Genomic DNA, 18,580 nt, shown 5'->3' with positions numbered 1-18,580 from the left:
ATCAGGTTCTGAAGCGCCGAACCAACCCATCCAGCTCATTCGACAACCCGGCCAGACTCTGCGAATCCAGCCGCGCCGAGTTCGCCAGTTCCGCCACCAACTGCGCATCACCATGAATCTGGCTGATGTGCCGATTGATGTCTTCAGCCACCTGATGCTGTTCTTCCGCCGCAGTAGCGATCTGGGTGTTCATGTCGCGGATCACGTCGACCGACTCACGAATCAGCCCGAAACTGCTGCGTGCTTCACCGATCCGCGTCACCGATTGCTGGGACACTTCCAGGCTCGCATGCATTTGCTGAGTCACCTGACTGGTACGTTTGGCGAGGTTGCCCAGCAAACCGTCGATTTCCGCCGTGGAGTCCGCCGTGCGTTTGGCCAGCGCCCGAACTTCATCGGCCACCACCGCAAACCCACGACCCTGTTCACCGGCCCGCGCCGCTTCAATGGCCGCGTTCAGCGCCAGCAGGTTGGTCTGTTCGGCAATCGAGCGAATGGTCCCGAGGATTGACTGAATGTCATTGCTGTCGCGTTCAAGCTGTTGCATCGACTGGGCCGACTGTTCGATTTCCTGGCTCAAGCGATCGACGCTGGTCACGGCCGCATCAATTTGCTGCTGACCTTCACGTGCCTGACGCTGGCCGCTGTCGGCCGATTCCGCCGCCTGGCTGCAAGAGCGCGCGACTTCGTTGGCGGTGGCGACCATTTCGTGGAACGCCGTGGACACCATGTCCACCGCTTCACGCTGACGCCCGGCCGCTTCGGCCATGTCGCTGGAGACCTGGGTCGAACTCTTGGAGGTGGCGAGGATCTTGGTCGCGGCGCCGCCAATGCTCTGGATCAGGTTGCGAATCGCCGCCAAAAACTGGTTGAACCAGTTGGCCAGTTGCGCGGTTTCGTCGCTGCCACGGATTTGCAGGTTCTTGGTCAGGTCGCCTTCACCTTGGGCAATGCCTTCCAGACCGCTGGCCACGCTGCGGATCGGCCGCACGATGAGGCTGGCGAAACTGGCGCCGACGATGGCGAAGAACACGGCCAGCACGGCGGCGATGATCGCGATCAACCAGGTCAACTGGGTGGCCGAACTCATCACGTCGGTCTGCTTGATCAGACCGATAAAGGTCCAGCCCAGCTGCTCCGACGGCCAGACGTTGGCCATGTAGCGTTCGCCGTTCAGCTCAACTTCCACCAGCCCCTTGCCAGCCTTGGCCAGTTGTGCGTAGCCGTCGCCGAGGCTGCTCAGCGCTTTAAAGTTGTGTTCCGGTTGCTTCGGATCGACCAGCACGGTGCCGGTGTTTTCCAGCAGCATCAGGTAGCCGGTTTCACCGAGCTTGATCTGCTTGACGATTTCGGTGAGCTGCTTGAGCGTCACGTCGATGCTGACCACGCCGCCATTGGTACCCAACTTGTTGTCGATGGTGCGCACGGTACTGACGTACGTCGCGTCGTCCTGGGCCCAGTAATAGGCCTCAGTGCGCAACGGTTTGCCCGGTTTGGCCTGGGCAGCCTTGTACCAGGGGCGCTGGCGCGGGTCGTAATTGCTCAGCTTCGCATCGTCCGGCCAGGACACATAACCGCCCGCCGCAGTGCCGAGAATGGCGTAGGCGTAGGACGGGTGACTGTTACCCAGGTCCTGAAGGAGGCCGAAGACCTTTTTGTCCATCTCACCTTGAGGAATGCTCTCAGCGTTGGCGCTCATGTACGTCTTGAGGCTGTCGTCGGAGTTCTTGATCAGCGGTTGGGTCGCCAGGTAATCCACGTTCTGGCTGATGCCGTCAAAGAACAGTTGCATGGCGTTGCTGACCTGACGAATCTCGCGGCCACTGCCGTCAACGAAACTGTCCTTGGCATCACTGCGCAAGTTCAGCACAACCAGGGTAGCGACCAGCACCACCGGCAAGCAGGCGATGATTGCAAACGCCCAGGTCAACTTCTGTTTGATGTTCATCCGCGCTCCAGATTTTTCTTGTAGGCCCACGCAGTGCAGATGACTCGCGGATTATTGGCAGCCGTAAACGTTCTTGATCGACCCGGTTCCGTGAGTGCGCCATCGTTGTTGTAGTCGAAACGATTGTCGGACAAATCACTTTGTCTATGATGACTTCGGCTGATAGAGGCGGAAATTGAGGCCTGTTAAGAAAAATCCTACGAAGGGTATGAATCGAGATGTCAGCTTCTGTCGCAAATACCCGCTTAGCCCTTCAGCAACAAGTGACGCAGGGTCAGCTATGATCTGTGGCGGCCGATGACGACCGGCGGTTGTTGACCGATTAATCCGGCACATTGTGTGCTTGTTGACGGTTACTGGAAGGTTCATAGGTCGGCAACCCCTCCCCCGAATGGGTGGATTGCCGTATAACGAATGACTTTCGCGTGTTTGGTAATAAAGGACCCCCAATAAAAGCTGATGAAGACTCCAAAACGCATTGAACCCCTGATCGAGGACGGTCTGGTCGACGAGGTGCTGCGCCCACTCATGAGTGGTAAAGAAGCAGCTGTTTATGTGGTGCGCTGCGGCAACGAGTTACGTTGCGCGAAGGTCTACAAGGAGGCGAATAAACGCAGTTTCCGTCAGGCGGCCGAGTATCAGGAAGGCCGCAAGGTACGCAACAGCCGTCAGGCTCGAGCGATGGCCAAGGGCTCCAAGTTCGGCAAGAAAGAAACCGAAGATGCCTGGCAGAATGCCGAAGTGGCGGCGTTGTTCCGTCTGGCCGGTGCTGGCGTCCGGGTTCCTCAGCCGTACGACTTCCTTGAAGGCGTGCTGCTGATGGAACTGGTGGCCGATGAGTACGGTGATGCCGCGCCGCGTCTGAACGACGTGGTGCTGGAACCGGATCAGGCTCGCGAGTATCACGCGTTCCTGATTTCGCAGATCGTGCTGATGTTGTGTACCGGTCTGGTGCACGGTGACCTGTCGGAGTTCAACGTACTGTTGACCCCGACCGGCCCGGTGATCATCGACCTGCCGCAAGCGGTCGACGCGGCTGGCAACAACCACGCGTTCAGCATGCTGGAGCGGGATGTGGGCAACATGGCGTCCTACTTCGGGCGGTTTGCGCCGGAGTTGAAAAAGACCAAGTACGCCAAGGAAATGTGGGCCCTGTTCGAAGCCGGCACCTTGCACCCGGCCAGCATCTTGACCGGCGAGTTCGATGAGCCGGAAGAGTTGGCCGATGTGGGCGGGATCATGCGCGAGATCGAGGCGGCACGCCTTGATGAAGAGCGCAAGCAAGCGATCCGCGCTGCTGACGACGCGCCACCGAGCAAAGCCGAAGAACCGCCTCCGCCCTGGATGCAGTGATCGGCTAACGAAAAACCCGGCTTCGGCCGGGTTTTTTGTAGATGCCTGCCACTCATCCCCAAACGCTGAAGAACCAATGTGGGAGCGGGCTTGCTCGCGAATGCGGTAGATCAGTCGACATTGATGTTGGAGACACACCGCATTCGCGAGCAAGCCCGCTCCCACATTGGATTCTTGGTGTAACAGAGTTTTGTGTTCTCCCTGCTGCTCCCCACACTCAAGGACTGAATGTGAACTCCACCCGCAACGCCCAACTGATCATCACCGCCCGCCTGATCTCTGACTTCGGCGCCTTCCTCAACATGGTCGCCCTGGCCACCTACGTCTACCTGCTCAGCAACAGCGCCATGAGCGTCGGCATCTTCCTCGCCAGCCGTGTGGCCGGCGGGATATTCGCCAGTCTCATCGGCACCAGGTTTTATCGCCGCTGGGCCGGGCGCCTGCCGCTGGTTGCCTTCGACCTGTTACGCGCCGGGCTGCTGGGCCTGCTGCTGGTGCTGCCGGTCGCCCAGCAGATGCTGCTGTTACCGGTGATCGCTTTCGGTCTGGGGTTCGGCAACTCAATGTTCGCCATCGGCCTCAACAGTCAGTTGCCGCACTTGATCGAGGCTGAGCATTTGCTCAAGACCAACGCCTGGATCACCTCGGCGTCGTCGGCAGCCATGGTCGGCGGAAGTCTGGTGTCAGGGCTGTTGGTGGCAGCATTCGGCTTTGAAACAGTGTTTGCATTGAACGTGGTCACTTATCTGTTGGCCGCGCTGTTCATCTTGCCGCTGCGTTTTTCACACCCTGCGCCCGGTGACGAACCGATTCACGAACGGGGTGAGTGGGCGGCCCTGCTCCAGGGGCTGCGCAGCACACCGGTGGTGGCGGCGATGCTCGCCGTGGCGATGGCCGACACCCTTGGCAGTGCCGCGCACAACGTGGGTTTTCCGATTATTTCCAAACTGCTGACGCCCGAGTCGGCCAGCACCACGCTGGGCCTGATGCTGGCGGTCTGGGCCAGTGGAAAACTCATCGGTGCACGCATCGCCAGCCGGCTGAAAGGCTCGGATAACGTGAACCTGGAGCGGCGATTCTTCTTTGGTGTGTTGCTGATGTCCTGCGGCTTCATCCTGATGTTTCAGCAGCAGACCCTTTACGGACTGCTTTTGTTTTCGCTGCCGGCGGGGTTGGGCGACGGTTTCTCGGAAGTCGGCCTGATGTCGCGCCTGCAACGTGAACAGGACAGCCTGCGCCTGCCGATTTTCAGCTTCCTGACGCTGTTGCAAATGACCGGGTTCGGCGTCGGCATGCTGATCGCCGCGCCGTTTTATTCGTGGTGGACGCCGGGTGCCGTGGTGCTGTTGTTCCACGGCATTCCCCTCACCTCCTTGTTAGCGGTGAAGGGGCTGGCGATCAGGGGCGAGCGGGTGGTGCGCAACAGCCCGACTCCAGGTTCTTGAGGATCGGGCAGTCGGGACGGTGATCGCCGTGGCAGTGTTCGACCAGGTCCTGCAGGGTGTCGCGCAGTTGGCCGAGTTCGCGGATTTTCTGGTTCAGTTCGTCGATGTGCTGACGGGCCAGGGCCTTCACGTCGGCGCTGGCTCTTTGGCGGTCCTGCCAGAGGGTCAGCAGTTTGCCAACCTCTTCCAGTGAGAATCCCAGGTCGCGGGAGCGCTTGATGAACGCCAGGGTATGCAGGTCATCGTCGCCGTACACCCGATAGCCGCTGTCGGTACGATGGGCGGCCTTGAGCAAGCCGATGGATTCGTAATAACGGATCATCTTCGCGCTCAGGCCGCTTTGGCGGGCCGCTTGGCCGATGTTCATCGGTTGTCCTCCGGATCCTTGGGTTTCCAGGTTTTCAACAGTAACGCATTGCTCACCACACTGACGCTCGACAACGCCATGGCCGCACCGGCCAGCACCGGGTTGAGGAAGCCGAACGCTGCCAGCGGAATGCCGATCAGGTTGTAGACGAAGGCCCAGAACAGGTTCTGACGAATCTTCGCGTAGGTTTTGCGGCTGATCTCCAGCGCCGCCGGCACCAGCCTTGGGTCGCCGCGCATCAGGGTGATCCCGGCCGCGTGCATCGCAACGTCGGTGCCGCCGCCCATGGCGATACCGATGTCGGCGGCGGCCAGGGCGGGTGCGTCGTTGATGCCGTCGCCGACCATCGCTACCACGCCGGTTTTTTTCAGGTCGGCGACGGTGGCGGCTTTGTCCGCCGGCAGTACTTCAGCGTGAACATCCGTGATGCCCAGCGCCTCGGCAACCACTTTGGCGCTGCCGCGATTGTCGCCGGTCAGCAGGTGGCTGCTGATGTGGCGGGCGTTGAGTTGTTGCACGGCTTGCAGCGCGCCGGGTTTGAGAGTGTCGCCGAAAGCGAAGAGGCCCAGCACCCGAAGTTCGGGGCTTTGCTCGATCAGCCAGGACAGGGTCCGGCCTTCGGTTTCCCACGCGGCAGCAGAGTCCGCCCATTCACCGGTGCTCAAGCCGCTCTCTTCCAGGAGACGACGATTGCCCAGCGCCAATCGACGACCGTCCAGAGTGCCCGCGATGCCACGGCCGGTCAGGGACTGGCTGTCGCTGACATCGGCCACGGTCAAGCCGCGTTCGGCGCAAGCGTCCAGAACCGCCTTGGCCAGTGGGTGTTCGCTGCCGCGTTGCAGGGCGCCAGCCATTTGCAGCAGGGCCGCTTCGTCATGGTTAATTGCGCTCAAATGAGCGATTCGCGGAGTACCCGACGTCAGCGTGCCAGTTTTGTCGAAGACCACCGCACTGACTTCATGGGCACGTTCCAATGCTTCGGCGTCCTTGATCAGAATCCCGTGGCGCGCCGCCACCCCAGTCCCGGCCATGATTGCCGTTGGTGTGGCCAACCCCAGGGCGCACGGGCAAGCGATCACCAATACCGCCACGGCATTGATCAGCGCCGTTTCCATCGGCGCGCCGTACAACCACCAACCGATCAAGGTTGCCAGCGCAATCAGCAGAACCGTTGGCACGAACACCTGGCTGACTTTATCCACCAGTTTCTGAATCGGAGCCTTCGCCGCTTGAGCGTCTTCCACCAGGCGGATGATGCGGGCGAGCACGGTTTCCGCGCCCAAGGCCAGGGTGCGAACGAGCAACCGGCCTTCACCATTGATCGCGCCGCCGGTGACCTTGTCGCCGGGTTGTTTGGGCACCGGCAGGCTTTCGCCGCTGATCAGCGCTTCGTCGGCGTGGCTCTGGCCTTCGACCACTTCACCGTCCACTGGGAAGCGTTCGCCGGGCTTGACCATCACCAGATCATTCAGACGCAAGGTGCTGATCGCGACATCCTGCTCGCGGCCATCGATCACCTGAATCGCTCGCTCCGGGCGCAAGGCTTCGAGTGCGCGAATGGCACTGGCGGTCTGGCGCTTGGCGCGGCTTTCCAGGTATTTGCCCAGCAGCACCAGGGCGATCACCACCGCCGAGGCTTCGAAATACAGGTGCGGCATGCGCCCGGCGGCGGTGGCCCATTCATAAAGGCTCAAGCCATAACCGGCGCTGGTGCCCAACGCGACCAGCAAATCCATGTTGCCGGCACCGGCGCGTACGGCTTTCCAGGCTGCGACGTAAAAGCGTGCACCGAAGATGAATTGCACTGGTGTGGCCAGCGCGAATTGCACCCAGGCCGGGAGCATCCAGTGCACGCCGAATGGTTGCAGCAACATCGGTAGCACCAACGGCGTGGCGAGGACGATCGCCATGATCAAGGCCCAACGCTCGCGATGCAGGCGTTGTTGTTGATCATCGGTTTGCGGGTGTTCGACTTCCCAGACACTGGCGCTGTAGCCAGCCTTGGTTACGGCAGCGATCAAGGTTTGCGGATCGATCTGGCCGAGCAGCTCAAGGTGAGCGCGTTCATTGGCCAGGTTGACGCTGACGCTTTTGACCCCCGGCACCTTGGCCAGCGCTCGTTCGACCCGGCCGACGCAGGAAGCGCAGGTCATGCCGTCGATGCTCAATTCCAGACTGTGCTGCGGCACGCTGTAACCCGCCTGCTGCACCGCGTCCATCAAGGCCGGCAGGCTGTCGCTGGGCGCTTGAACCCGGGCCTGTTCGGTGGCCAGGTTGACACTGACGGCAGAGGCGCCGATGACTTTGCTCAAGGCACGCTCGACACGCCCGGCGCAACTGGCGCAGGTCATGCCGGCAATCGGCAGATTGAAAGTGGTGGATTCGGACATCGGTCACGCTCCCTGTAGAAGATACCTACAGGATCAACCTTGCCATGCGGGTAAGGTCAAGCGCCAATCTACAAATTGCCACAGGCCGGGTTCAGGTCGGGCAGGGGGAGCGAGTCGCGCCCTTCGCGAGCAAGCCCGCTCCCACATTTAACCGCGTTCTCCTAGAAGAATACGGTCGTATGTGGGAGCGGGCTTGCTCGCGAAGAGGCCATCACAGCGAACACAAATGTGAACGTCAATAGTCCAGGGCAGTGGGTTTCAAGTACATCCCTTCCTGCGTCATCGCAATCCGGAACTTCAGCACGTCACCGGCCTTGAGCGTGATGTTCTGCGAACCCGGGGCGAGCATGCCCGGGTTGCAACCCGACGCCTGGCCCGGCAGCAGCTTCAGGCGCAAGGACACATTGCCCGGCGGCAGATTGAACGAGGTGCTTTGCTCCTGGAATAACCGCGCCGACAACTGATCGTGAATGTACACGCCGATCTCGCAGGAGGTCGCAACTTCCAGGCGCTCGCGGGAAATGATCAGTACGCCATAGTCCTCCCCGGCGGCTTGAACCGAAGGTGTCGCGGCAAATAGGCTGAGAAAGCCAAACAGGCTGAGAGCTGACCAGCGCATGGCTGAATCTCCTGATGTCGAGTCATTGATGGACGCAGCTTGGCCGAGCGCGGCGCTGATTGCCAGCCCGGCAGCGCACTTCAGAACTTGACCTTGCCATGGTGGCAAGCTCGAGACTGCACGCAACTTCACGAAAGGAGTCATCCCATGCAAGTGTTCAACGTTCAAGGCATGTCCTGCGGTCACTGCGTCAAAGCCATCACTCAGGCGCTGCAAGCCAAGGATCCTGCGGCCAGCGTGCGGATCGATCTGGCCGCGAAAGAAGTCGGCGTCGAGAGCGCTTTGTCGGCGGATCAGGTGATCGCGGTGATCACCGAAGAAGGCTACCAGGCAAAGGTTGCCTGAGCCCCATCCTAGTAGGAGCCGAGCTTGCTCGCGATAGCGGTGGAGCATTCAACATCTCTGTGACTGTTCTATCGCTATCGCGAGCAAGCTCGGCTCCTACAGGTTCGGTGTTTTAACTGACAGGCATCAATTGTCTGAGGGGTTTTAATAGTTAGCGACCTAACGGAATGTTCAAGGCGTCCCTGCGCGGCTAGACTGTCGGCCTGCCGACTCACGCCCAACTGGATTCCTGATGAACCTGCGTACCATTTTGATTCTTGGCGCCTTGAGCGCCTTCGGTCCGCTGGCGATCGATTTCTATCTGCCGGCGTTCCCGGCGATGGCGCTCGCCTTCGGCACCGATGAAAAACACGTTCAGCTGACTCTGGCGGCGTATTTCCTTGGCTTGTCCATCGGTCAACTGGCTTACGGCCCGGTGGCGGATCGCTTCGGGCGTCGCATTCCCTTGCTGACCGGCGTCGGCTTATTCACCGCCGCCTCCCTGGCCTGCGCCTATGCGCCGAACCTCGAATGGTTGATGGGCGCACGTTTCGTTCAGGCATTGGGCGGGTGTGCGGGGATGGTGATCTCCCGCGCGATTGTCAGCGATAAATGCGATGCAGTGGGGTCGGCGAAGGTCTTTTCGCAGCTGATGCTGGTGATGGGCCTGGCGCCGATTCTTGCGCCGATGCTGGGCGGGCTGTTAGTCAACACCACAGGCTGGCAGTCGATCTTTCTCGTGCTGACCGGTTTCAGTGCGCTGGCAGGGTTGGCGGTGGCGCTCGGATTGCCGGAAAGTCTGCCGGCCCATGTGCCGCGTCAACCATTGTCCGGGGCGTTGCGTCAGTACGGTCGACTGTTGTCGGACCGGGTGTTCCTCGGCCACGCCCTGACCGGTGGTATCGCCATCGCCGGGATGTTTGCCTACATCGCCGGTTCACCGTTCGTCTTCATCAAACTGTATGGCGTGCCGGCCGAGCATTTCGGTTGGCTGTTCGGTACCAACGCGGCGGGTTTCATTCTGGTCGCGCAACTCAACGCGCGATTGCTGGCCAAGCGTGGCCCGGCGTTTCTGCTGGCACGCACCGTGTGGATCTACGTTGGCGCCGGTCTGGCGCTGCTGGCCGTCAGTTCGCTGCACACTGCGCAGCTATGGCCGTTGCTGATTCCGTTGTTTGTCTGCATCGCCAGCCTCGGTTGCATCCTCCCCAACGCCTCGGCCTGCGCCATGAACGGGCAGGGCGCGCGGGCCGGCAGTGCATCGGCGATGCTCGGTTGCCTGCAATTCAGCGTCGCCGCCGGGGCAGCCGCACTGGTGGGGGTTTTACACGACGGCAGCGCCATGCCGATGGCCATGGTCATCAGCCTGTGCGGAATTCTCGTGGTGAGCGTGGCGATGCTCACCCGGCGCTTGCAAAATGCCCGGGCGCTGGCGCAAGCCCAGGTCTGAGGATTGACTCAGCCAGCGGCACGCTGCTGGCGGTCAATAATTTGATGAGGTGCTTGTAGTCGCGCTTCAAGAGTGCGGGTGAAGGCGCGGGCTTCGGCTTCGCTGCGGAATGTCACGGCGTGTTGGTCCAGACGGACTTGCCACTGGGATTTTGCCAATTCTTTTATCAGGATCTTCATTGCTGATCTCTCCTCTCGTAAAAGATGTTACGTAAAAGACTGTGCCGCAGAGTCTCGATTGTAGACCTCAATACGATCGCAATTGTGACAAGGGTCAACTCTCGGACTGACGGTGTCGCCCATCTGGGCGACAACTGTGTCAGTTTGTTTCAGAACCCTTCGAGCACAATCTTGCCCTTGGACTTGCCGCTTTCCAGCAGCTCATGGGCGCGACGCAGGTTCGCCGCGTTAATGGTCCCGAAGTGCTCGCCGACCGTGGTCTTCAGCGTCCCGGCGTCGATCAGCTCAGCCACGCGGTTGAGCAATTTGTGCTGCTCGATCATGTCCGCGGTTTCGAACAGCGAGCGGGTGTACATGAACTCCCAGTGCAGCGACAGGCTCTTGCGTTTGAGTTTGGTCACGTCCAGCGCCTTCGGATCATCGATCAGGGCCAGTTTGCCTTGCGGCGCCAAAGCCTCGACCAACTGATCCAGGTGATGATCGGTCTGGGTCAGGCTGGCGACGTGGGTCACCTGATCGACGCCCGCGCGTTTGAGTTCTTCACTCAATGGCTGGCTGTGATCGATTACCAGGTCGGCACCCAGCTCACGAACCCAGCTCTGGGTTTGCGGGCGGGAAGCGGTGCCGATGACTTTCAGCCCGGTGAGCTGGCTGGCCAGTTGCGTGAGGATCGACCCCACACCGCCCGCGGCACCGACGATCAAAAGGCGCTGGCCTTCATCGGTTTTGCCTTCACGCACTTGCAGGCGTTCGAAGAGCAATTCCCACGCGGTGAGAGCGGTCAGCGGCAGCGCGGCGGCTTCGGCGAAACCAAGGGTTTTCGGCATATGGCCGACGATCCGCTCATCGACCACGTGCAGTTCGCTGTTGCCGCCAGCACGGGCGATGGAGCCGGCGTAGAACACTTTGTCGCCGGCCTTGAACAGCGTGACTTCACTGCCGACGGCCTTGACCACACCGGCCACGTCCCAGCCCAGCACTTTCGGCGCGCCCGCTTCAGGCTGGACGTTCTGGCGGACCTTGGTGTCCACCGGGTTGACCGAGATGGCTTTGACTTCCACCAACAAGTCGCGCGGGCCGGCAACCGGTTCTGGCAGTTCGATGTCTTGCAGAGCGTTTGAGTCGCTGATTGGCAACGAGGCGTAATAGGCAATGGCTTTCATAGGGGCTCCTGAAAAAGCAATAAGGAAGGAAGCAATCAGACGATGGAGCGCAGGCGCTTGAGGTCGAAGTGTTCGAGAAAGTCGCCAGCCTTGGCGCGGAAGTTCTGGATATGCGCGCTGTCGTCATGGGCTTGCAGGGCTTCGTCACTGCTCCATTTTTCGATCATGTAGAAGGCATGAGGATTGGCGAGGTCCTGGTGCAAGTCGTATTGACCGCAACCGGCCTCGGCGCGGGTCGGTTCCAGCAGCGCTCGCAGGTGCTGTTCGAGGGCGTCTTGCTGCCCGGCTTTGGCGATGAGGGTGGCGATAGCGGTAAAAGGCTGGGACATGTTCGGCTCCGGGAACGGGATGAATTCGATGGGACGGATGATTGGCTATTTCTCTGCAAGATAAAACCCGCTAAAAGAGCAGTCTCTTTCAATATTTTTTTGATAATCGAGGCTGAACGATGCTGCGTTTCGATGACTTGCAGTTGTTTGTCCGGGCGGCGGACCTGGGCAGTCTGTCAGCGGCGGCACGCGGGATGGACATGTCGGCCGCGGTGGCCAGTGCGGCGTTGAAACGCATCGAACAGCAACTCGGCGCCCGGTTGCTCGCCCGTTCTACCCGTAGCCTGCGCCTGACCGCTGAAGGCGAGGGGTTTCTCGAATACGCTCGGGCCGCCTTGAGCAATCTCGATGAGGGCCGTCGTTTGTTGGCCAGCGGTCAGGACCAGGTCAGCGGGATTTTGCAGCTGTCGGCGCCTTCGGACTTTGGCCGCAATCTGCTGCTGCCCTGGCTGGACGAGTTTCAGCGAGAGCATCCGAAGCTTACGGTGCGTTTGCTGTTGGGCGACCGCATCGCCGACCTGTTCCGCCAACCGGTGGACATTGCCCTGCGGTACGGCGAGCCGGAAGACTCAAGCCTGGTGGCGCTGCCCATCGCCCCGCAGAACCGCCGCGTCCTTTGTGCCGCCCCGAGTTACCTGGCCCGGCATGGCGAGCCGCGGCAACTGGAGCAATTGGCTCAGCACAACTGCCTGCTGTTCATGCTCGGTAGCCGGGTCCACGATCATTGGAGTTTCCACGACGGCAAACGCGAGGTCAGCCTGACCGTCAGCGGCGATCGTTTCAGCGATGATGCCGATGTCGTGCGGCTGTGGGCCGTGGCAGGTGCCGGGATCGCCTACAAATCCTGGCTCGATGTCGCGGCCGATGTGCTGGCCGGTCGGTTGAAAGTGCTCATGCCGGAACTGCTCTGTGAGCGCGCACCGCTGAATTTGCTGTGCGCCCATCGCGCACAATTGAGTAAGCCGGTGAACCTTTTGCGGGAAATGCTTGCCAGCCGATGCGCCCGCTTGAGTAGCCAATTTCCGACGTTATCGGACGCCGATCATTAGTCGCAGGCAAATAGCGAAATTTCACTCAGGAACTATCACCACCAACGGTTTCCCAAGGGCAGGAACCGGCGGTTAACCCGCATATACTAGCGCTCGCCTCATGTACGCACCGTCGATCTCGCAATGGCGAGTCCACATCCGAGTCAGCCAGGCCCCAAGGTCAATCGCCGTGGCTTTGCGAAACCTGCAAGCATGGCCTGTGCGATTGGCCGGCTTTGCCCGGTTTATGGCGGTTTCAACGCCTTGGCCGACGACACATTACTGGTCAAGATGTCTCTGAGCAGTAGACGAAACGATTCAACAGGGAGTGAATACATGGAACATGCACCTTGCATCAGCCAGATCGCCACGTTGCTGGCTGACCCAAAGCGCAGCGCAATGATGTGGGCCTTGATGGACGGCTCGGCGCGGCAAACCGAAGAGCTGGCCTTGTTGGCCGGCTTGTCACCGTCTTCGGCCAGTGCGCATCTGGGGCGATTGTCCGGCGGAGGTCTGTTGAAAGTCGAAATCCGCGGCCGCAAGCGGTTCTTCCGCCTTGCCGCACCCGAAGTGGGGGCCGCGATAGAGGCACTGGCCAGCGCCACCCTGGCCAGCACGCCTCGGGAAATCCCGGACGTTTTCAAGCGCACGACACCTATCGCCAAACCTCAGGCGGCGCCTTCGTCACTCTTGCGCGCCAGGCTTTGCGACGACCATTTGGGCGGCACCCTTGCCGCCGATCTTTACCAGCGTCTGCTGGATTCAGGCTGGATCGAACAGTTCGATCAGCGGGTCATGATCACCCACAAGGGCGCCACGCAGCTGGCGACACGGGGTGTGTTCATCCAGGCGCTGGCTCATCGCAATAGCCGAGTTGCCTGCGCTTGTCCGGACTGGAGCGAAAGACGCCCGCACATGGGCGGATCACTGGGTGCGGCGTTGCTGCAATTGTTCATGCAGTCAGGTTGGCTGAGCCTGCCCAACGAGTCTCGAGCCTTGCAGATCACTGCCGCGGGGCAGCGTGAAATCCATCGGTTCGCCAAAGAGACCGAGCTGGAAATGGCGTTGTAGACGCATCGAGGTCGACGTCCGAAGCGTCGGGCGTCGCTCAGAGCTGCGAACAGGTCGTATCCAGCAGTAACCCCCAGCAGCTATCGCGCACACTCGTCCGGGGACTTTCGGATTGGGGGAATGTGGCATGGAAACACGAGGCTTCAGCGCGGCAGAACGACTGGAACGGCTGCCCATCAGCGGTTATCACCGGATCATTTTCATCATCATTGCCCTGGCGTTTTTCTTCGACTCCATGGACCTGGCGATGATGACCTTCCTGCTCGGCTCGATCAAAACCGAGTTTGGCCTGAGCACGGCGCAGGCCGGGTTGCTGGCCAGTTCGAGCTTTTTCGGCATGGTCGTGGGGGCGTCACTGTCCGGGATGCTGGCCGACCGTTTCGGGCGCAAACCGGTGTTTCAGTGGAGCATCGTGCTGTGGGGGATCGCCAGTTATCTGTGCTCCACGGCGCAGAACGTCGAAACGCTGACGTTGTTTCGAATCCTGTTGGGGATCGGCATGGGCATGGAGTTTCCCATCGCTCAGTCGATGCTCTCGGAGCTGATCCCGGCCAAACGGCGGGGGCGCTACATTGCGTTGATGGACGGTTTCTGGCCGCTGGGTTTCGTCGCCGCCGGCGTACTGTCGTACTTCCTGCTGCCGGTGATTGGCTGGCGGGACATCTTCCTGGTGTTGGCGGTGCCGGCGGTGTTTGTCCTGGCGATTCGCTTTTTCATTCCCGAATCACCGCGCTGGCTGGAACAGGCCGGGCATCATGACGCGGCGGATAAGGTCTTGCTGCGCATCGAAGCTCGGGTCCGGACATCTCTGGGGCGTTCGGAGCTGCCTGAGCCGATCCGCCTGCCGAGAGTGGCCAGTACGCCAGGCAATTTCTTTTCCGCATTGCAGCAAATCTGGTCGCCGCTGTACCGCCAGCGCACGATGATGATCTGGAGCGTCTGGTTCTTTGCCTTGCTGGGGTTCTATGGCCTGACGTCCTGGCTCAGTGCCTTGCTGCAGCAGTCGGGTTTTGCCGTGACTCAGTCGGTGTATTACACGGTGCTGATTTCCCTCGGCGGGATTCCCGGTTTCTTGATGGCCGCCTGGCTGGTGGAGCGTTGGGGACGTAAACCGGTGTGCGTGGTGACGTTGCTCGGCGGCGGGGTGATGGCGTTTCTGTATGGTCAGAGCGCGGTGTTTGGCGGCAACGTCAGCCTGTTGATTGCGTCGGGGCTGCTGATGCAGTTCTTCCTGTTCGGCATGTGGGCGGTGCTTTACACCTACACGCCAGAGTTGTACCCGACATCGGCGCGGGCCACGGGCTCGGGTTTTGCTTCGGCGATTGGCCGCGTGGGTTCGTTGCTCGGGCCAATGGTGACCGGGCTGGTGTTCCCGATGACCGGGCAGGGCGGGGTGTTTGCGCTGGGGGCGATGTGTTTTGCGATTGCGGCAGGGGTGGTATGGGTGTTCGGGATGGAGACCCGGGGCAAGACGCTGGAAGAGTTGACTGAAGCAACCCCGATCTAAATGTGGGAGCGGCGGTGCGACGATTCGACTTGCTCGCGAAGGCGGTGTGTCAGCTACACAAATGTTGACTGACACTCCCTCTTCGCGAGCAAGTCGAATCGTCGCACCGCCGCTCCCACATTAGTTATGCGGTGAACCTTATGGTTTCACCAACCGTGCATCCAGGCTGTTCTGCGCCAACCGCTTGGCCTGATCCTGGGTCATACCCAAATGGGTATACAGCGCATGGAAGTTCTCGGTGACATAACCGCCGAAGTACGCCGGGTCATCCGAGTTCACGGTCACTTTCACGCCACGTTCCAGCATGTCGAGAATGTTGTGCTGAGACATGTGATCGAACACGCAGAGCTTGGTGTTCGACAACGGGCACACGGTCAACGGGATTTGCTCGTCGATGATCCGCTGCATCAAACGCTCGTCTTCGATGGCGCGCACGCCATGGTCGATGCGCTGGACTTTCAGCAAATCGAGGGCTTCCCAGATGTACTCGGGCGGGCCTTCTTCACCGGCGTGGGCGACGGTCAGGAAACCTTCGTGACGGGCACGATCAAACACGCGCTGGAACTTGCTCGGCGGGTGACCCATTTCCGAACTGTCCAGACCAACCGCGACAAACGCATCACGGAACGGCAGTGCCTGGTCGAGGGTTTTCTGGGCTTCTTCTTCGCTCAAGTGGCGCAGGAAGCTCAGGATCAAACCGCTGGTGATGCCCAGTTGCTGCTCGCCATCCTTCAACGCGGCGGCGATGCCATTGAGCACCACTTCGAACGGCACGCCACGGTCGGTGTGGGTCTGCGGATCGAAGAACGGTTCGGTGTGAATCACGTTCTGCGCCTTGCAGCGCAACAGGTAAGCCCAGGTCAGGTCGTAGAAATCCTGAGAGGTGCGCAACACGTCGGCGCCCTGGTAATACAGGTCGAGAAACTCTTGCAGGTTGTTGAAGGCGTAGGCCTTGCGCAGGGTTTCGACGTCGCTCCACGGCAGGGCGATCTTGTTGCGTTCAGCCAGGGCGAACAGCAACTCAGGCTCCAGCGAACCCTCAAGGTGCAGGTGCAGTTCTGCCTTGGGCAGGGCGTTCAGCCAGTCGTACATAGTCTTTTCTCATCAGGTGCAGATGGCGAGCATTCTACAGATGCCCGAGGAAACAATTAGCAAAACCTGACCAGCCGGTTCATCACAGCGCTTCCTGTTCCCGTCGATAGGCGTAGGTATCGGCGAACCGCGAGAGCAGGAATTCGGCGCAGGTGGTGGCCGGATACTTTGCCGAGTGCGGTTCATCCTGACAGCCGGGCAGGCATTCGATGACCGTGTCGGGGTGCGGCTCGGCGAAGAACGGCATCGAGTAACGGTCCACGCCGAGCGGGCTGATCACCCGATGCGGCGTCGACAGGTAACGGTCGTTGCTCCAGCGCGCCATCATGTCGCCGAGGTTGACCACGAACGTGCCGTCGATCGGCGGTGCATCGATCCACTCGCCTTTAACGTTTCGCACTTGCAGGCCGCCGGCGGCATCCTGATACAGCAGGGTGATGCAGCCGTAATCGGTATGGGCGCCGGCGCCTTGTTGCTCTTCGGAGCTGGCGGTGTGGCGCGGTGGGTAATGAATCATCCGTAGCACGCTGACCGGCTCAACGAAGCGGCTGTCGAAAAAGTCGCGCTCGATGACCAGCGCCACGGTTATGGCCCGTAACAGGGTTAGGGCCAAGGCCTGCATGTCGACGTAGTGCTGCTCCATCAGCAATTCCCAGCCGGGCATCGACGGATGACGGTTGGGGCCGCGCAGCGGTTTTTCCGCCAACACGTCAGGGTGATCGGCCGGCAGGTGCAGGCCCATGTCGAAGGTTTCTTTCAGGTCGCTGGGTTTGCCCGGGTCGAGTTGTTCAGTGGCGATGGCGCCATAACCGCGGTGGTGACGGGTTTGGGTGATGTCGATCTTGAGTTTTTCGGCGGAGGGCAGGGCGAAGAAACGTTGGGCACTGTCGAGTACGGCGTTAATGCGCGACCGACTGATCGGGTGGCCCTTGATGTAGAAAAAGCCCCACTCGCGGCAGGCGCGGTCGATTTGCGTGGCGATTGATTGCCAGTCACTTGCGTCTTCGCTGTAGAGCGGGCTGATGTCGATGATCGGGAGCTGGTTCATGCGCAGTCCTATAGAACGCTGGAAATCCAATGTGGGAGCGGGCTTGCTCGCGAAGACGGCAGAACATTCAACATTGATGTTGGCTGACACACCGCCTTAGCGAGCAAGCCCGCTCCCACAAGGGTTTTGTGTTGGGTGCGGAAAGTTACTTAGGCATGTCAGCCTTCATGCCTTCAACGTAGTAGTTCATCGATGCCAGCTCCGCATTGCTCGCCGTCGCGCCCGCCGCAATCTTCTCGACGCCTGCCTGATCCTTGATCGGTCCGGTGAATGGGTGGAAAGCACCGCTTTTGATGTCGGCAATGATCTGCTCTGCCTCGGCTTTCACCGGTGCGGGCACCAGATCGCTGATCGGCAACTCAACCGTACCTTCCTTCAAACCACCCCAGTAATCCTGCGATTTCCACAGGTGGTCGAGAACGCTTTGGGTCGCCTGAATGTAGTGCGGGCCCCAGTCGTTGACGATGGACGTCAGCACCGCTTTCGGCCCGAAGTGCGCCATGTCCGAAGCGTAGCCGACGGCATACACCCCGCGACGCTCGGCGGCCTGGATCGGCGCCGGGCTGTCGGTGTGCTGGAACACCACGTCCACGCCCTGATCGATCAACGCATTGGCGGCATCCGCCTCTTTGCCCGGATCGAACCAGGAGTTGACCCACACCACTTTGATCTCGGTGCCCGGGTTGTATTTGTTCAGGGCCAGTTGAATGGCGTTGATGTCGCGGATCACTTCCGGGATCGGGAAGGACGCGACGTAACCGATCTTCTTGGTCTTGGTCATCTTCGCCGCGAGGAAACCGCCGACGTAGCGACCTTCATACGTGCGCGCCAGGTAGGTGCCGAGGTTCTTGTCCTGCTTGTAGCCGGTGGCGTGTTCGAAGGTCACCGTGGGAAATTGCTTGGCGACTTTCAGGGTCGGGTTCATGTAGCCGAAGGACGTGGTGAAGATCAGGTCGTACTTGTCCTTGGCCATGTTGCGGATCACCCGCTCGGCATCGGCGCCTTCAGCGACGTTTTCCACATAGTTGGTAGTGATCTGGTTGCCGAATTTTTCCGCCAGCGCCTTGCGTCCTTGTTCATGCTGATACGTCCAGCCGTGATCGCCAATCGGACCGATGTAGACGAAGCCGACTTTCAGCGGGTCGGCGGCACTGGCAGTCAGGCTTGCGCTCAGACCGATGGCTGCGGCGACGGCGCAAAGCAGCTTCTTCAACGGACGTTTGTGCATGAATCCACTCCCTATTGTTTTGAGGTTGGAGGGGGTAAT

At 60.5% G+C, this 18,580-nt stretch carries 17 protein-coding genes and 1 pseudogene; 7 read left to right on the top strand and 11 right to left on the bottom strand.

Translation table 11 applies throughout. The features are described 5' to 3' along the window. Position 1: 1 nt before the first annotated feature. Entirely contained in the window at positions 2-730 is a 729-nt protein-coding gene (locus DFS28_RS31095; protein WP_371917828.1) for a methyl-accepting chemotaxis protein, read from the bottom strand. 129 nt (positions 731-859) lie between these two features. Continuing rightward, positions 860-1,948 (bottom strand): annotated as a pseudogene (locus DFS28_RS31090) (cache domain-containing protein); the annotation flags it as partial. Between the two features lie 459 nt (positions 1,949-2,407). On the opposite strand from DFS28_RS31090, the gene DFS28_RS07080 reads away from it, so the two are divergent. Continuing rightward, positions 2,408-3,301, top strand: coding sequence for a PA4780 family RIO1-like protein kinase (locus DFS28_RS07080; protein WP_008156543.1), 894 nt, complete (start codon positions 2,408-2,410; stop codon positions 3,299-3,301). A gap of 230 nt (positions 3,302-3,531) precedes the next feature. After that, entirely contained in the window at positions 3,532-4,746 is a 1,215-nt protein-coding gene (locus DFS28_RS07075) for an MFS transporter (RefSeq protein ID WP_111449154.1), read from the top strand. On the opposite strand, the gene cueR is transcribed toward DFS28_RS07075, so the two are convergent. From cueR to DFS28_RS07060, 3 genes are all read right to left on the bottom strand, one after another. After that, positions 4,700-5,113 (bottom strand): Cu(I)-responsive transcriptional regulator, encoded by a 414-nt coding sequence (gene cueR / locus DFS28_RS07070; protein ID WP_111449153.1) that lies wholly within the window; start codon positions 5,111-5,113, stop codon positions 4,700-4,702. The genes DFS28_RS07075 and cueR overlap by 47 nt on opposite strands. Further along, a complete protein-coding gene (locus DFS28_RS07065) occupies positions 5,110-7,503 on the bottom strand; it encodes a heavy metal translocating P-type ATPase (RefSeq protein WP_111449152.1) in 2,394 nt (797 codons plus the stop codon). The genes cueR and DFS28_RS07065 overlap by 4 nt, the downstream gene beginning before the upstream one ends. A gap of 235 nt (positions 7,504-7,738) precedes the next feature. Beyond that, the gene (locus DFS28_RS07060) at positions 7,739-8,122 is read right to left on the bottom strand and encodes a hypothetical protein (RefSeq protein ID WP_008156534.1); all 384 of its coding nucleotides are present in this window, start codon (positions 8,120-8,122) and stop codon (positions 7,739-7,741) included. Positions 8,123-8,269: 147 nt separating this feature from the next. On the opposite strand from DFS28_RS07060, the gene DFS28_RS07055 reads away from it, so the two are divergent. Beyond that, positions 8,270-8,467, top strand: coding sequence for a heavy-metal-associated domain-containing protein (locus tag DFS28_RS07055; RefSeq protein ID WP_111449151.1), 198 nt, complete (start codon positions 8,270-8,272; stop codon positions 8,465-8,467). Positions 8,468-8,699: 232 nt separating this feature from the next. Continuing rightward, positions 8,700-9,896, top strand: a complete 1,197-nt coding sequence (locus DFS28_RS07050; protein ID WP_111449150.1) for a multidrug effflux MFS transporter — start codon at positions 8,700-8,702, stop codon at positions 9,894-9,896. Positions 9,897-9,904: 8 nt separating this feature from the next. Here the strand turns inward: DFS28_RS07050 and DFS28_RS30595 are convergent, their stop codons facing one another. From DFS28_RS30595 to DFS28_RS07040, 3 genes are all read right to left on the bottom strand, one after another. After that, on the bottom strand, positions 9,905-10,075 hold the full coding sequence (locus tag DFS28_RS30595) for a hypothetical protein (RefSeq protein ID WP_165353242.1): 171 nt from the start codon (positions 10,073-10,075) through the stop codon (positions 9,905-9,907). A gap of 149 nt (positions 10,076-10,224) precedes the next feature. After that, positions 10,225-11,238: a zinc-binding alcohol dehydrogenase family protein gene (locus tag DFS28_RS07045; RefSeq protein WP_111449149.1), complete on the bottom strand. Its 1,014-nt coding sequence runs from the start codon at positions 11,236-11,238 to the stop codon at positions 10,225-10,227. 35 nt (positions 11,239-11,273) lie between these two features. Beyond that, positions 11,274-11,567: a putative quinol monooxygenase gene (locus DFS28_RS07040; protein ID WP_008156523.1), complete on the bottom strand. Its 294-nt coding sequence runs from the start codon at positions 11,565-11,567 to the stop codon at positions 11,274-11,276. 119 nt (positions 11,568-11,686) lie between these two features. Between DFS28_RS07040 and DFS28_RS07035 the strand changes: the two genes are divergently transcribed. The 3 genes from DFS28_RS07035 to DFS28_RS07025 all read left to right on the top strand — a co-directional run bounded on the left by DFS28_RS07035 (position 11,687) and on the right by DFS28_RS07025 (position 15,173). Further along, entirely contained in the window at positions 11,687-12,616 is a 930-nt protein-coding gene (locus DFS28_RS07035) for a LysR family transcriptional regulator (RefSeq protein WP_111449148.1), read from the top strand. A gap of 315 nt (positions 12,617-12,931) precedes the next feature. Continuing rightward, positions 12,932-13,666: a helix-turn-helix transcriptional regulator gene (locus tag DFS28_RS07030; RefSeq protein ID WP_111449147.1), complete on the top strand. Its 735-nt coding sequence runs from the start codon at positions 12,932-12,934 to the stop codon at positions 13,664-13,666. 127 nt (positions 13,667-13,793) lie between these two features. Next, the gene (locus tag DFS28_RS07025; protein WP_111449146.1) at positions 13,794-15,173 is read left to right on the top strand and encodes an MFS transporter; all 1,380 of its coding nucleotides are present in this window, start codon (positions 13,794-13,796) and stop codon (positions 15,171-15,173) included. Positions 15,174-15,311: 138 nt separating this feature from the next. Here the strand turns inward: DFS28_RS07025 and DFS28_RS07020 are convergent, their stop codons facing one another. The 3 genes from DFS28_RS07020 to DFS28_RS07010 all read right to left on the bottom strand — a co-directional run bounded on the left by DFS28_RS07020 (position 15,312) and on the right by DFS28_RS07010 (position 18,541). After that, entirely contained in the window at positions 15,312-16,265 is a 954-nt protein-coding gene (locus DFS28_RS07020) for an adenosine deaminase (protein ID WP_111449145.1), read from the bottom strand. Positions 16,266-16,347: 82 nt separating this feature from the next. Further along, positions 16,348-17,313 (bottom strand): 2-oxoglutarate and iron-dependent oxygenase domain-containing protein, encoded by a 966-nt coding sequence (locus DFS28_RS07015; RefSeq protein WP_111449144.1) that lies wholly within the window; start codon positions 17,311-17,313, stop codon positions 16,348-16,350. Between the two features lie 145 nt (positions 17,314-17,458). Then, positions 17,459-18,541 (bottom strand): BMP family ABC transporter substrate-binding protein, encoded by a 1,083-nt coding sequence (locus DFS28_RS07010; RefSeq protein WP_111449143.1) that lies wholly within the window; start codon positions 18,539-18,541, stop codon positions 17,459-17,461. Positions 18,542-18,580: the final 39 nt, after the last annotated feature.

It is taken from the genome of Pseudomonas sp. 478, from assembly GCF_003254125.1.
Classification (GTDB): domain Bacteria; phylum Pseudomonadota; class Gammaproteobacteria; order Pseudomonadales; family Pseudomonadaceae; genus Aquipseudomonas.
This window is presented reverse-complemented; position numbering and strand designations above follow the sequence as displayed.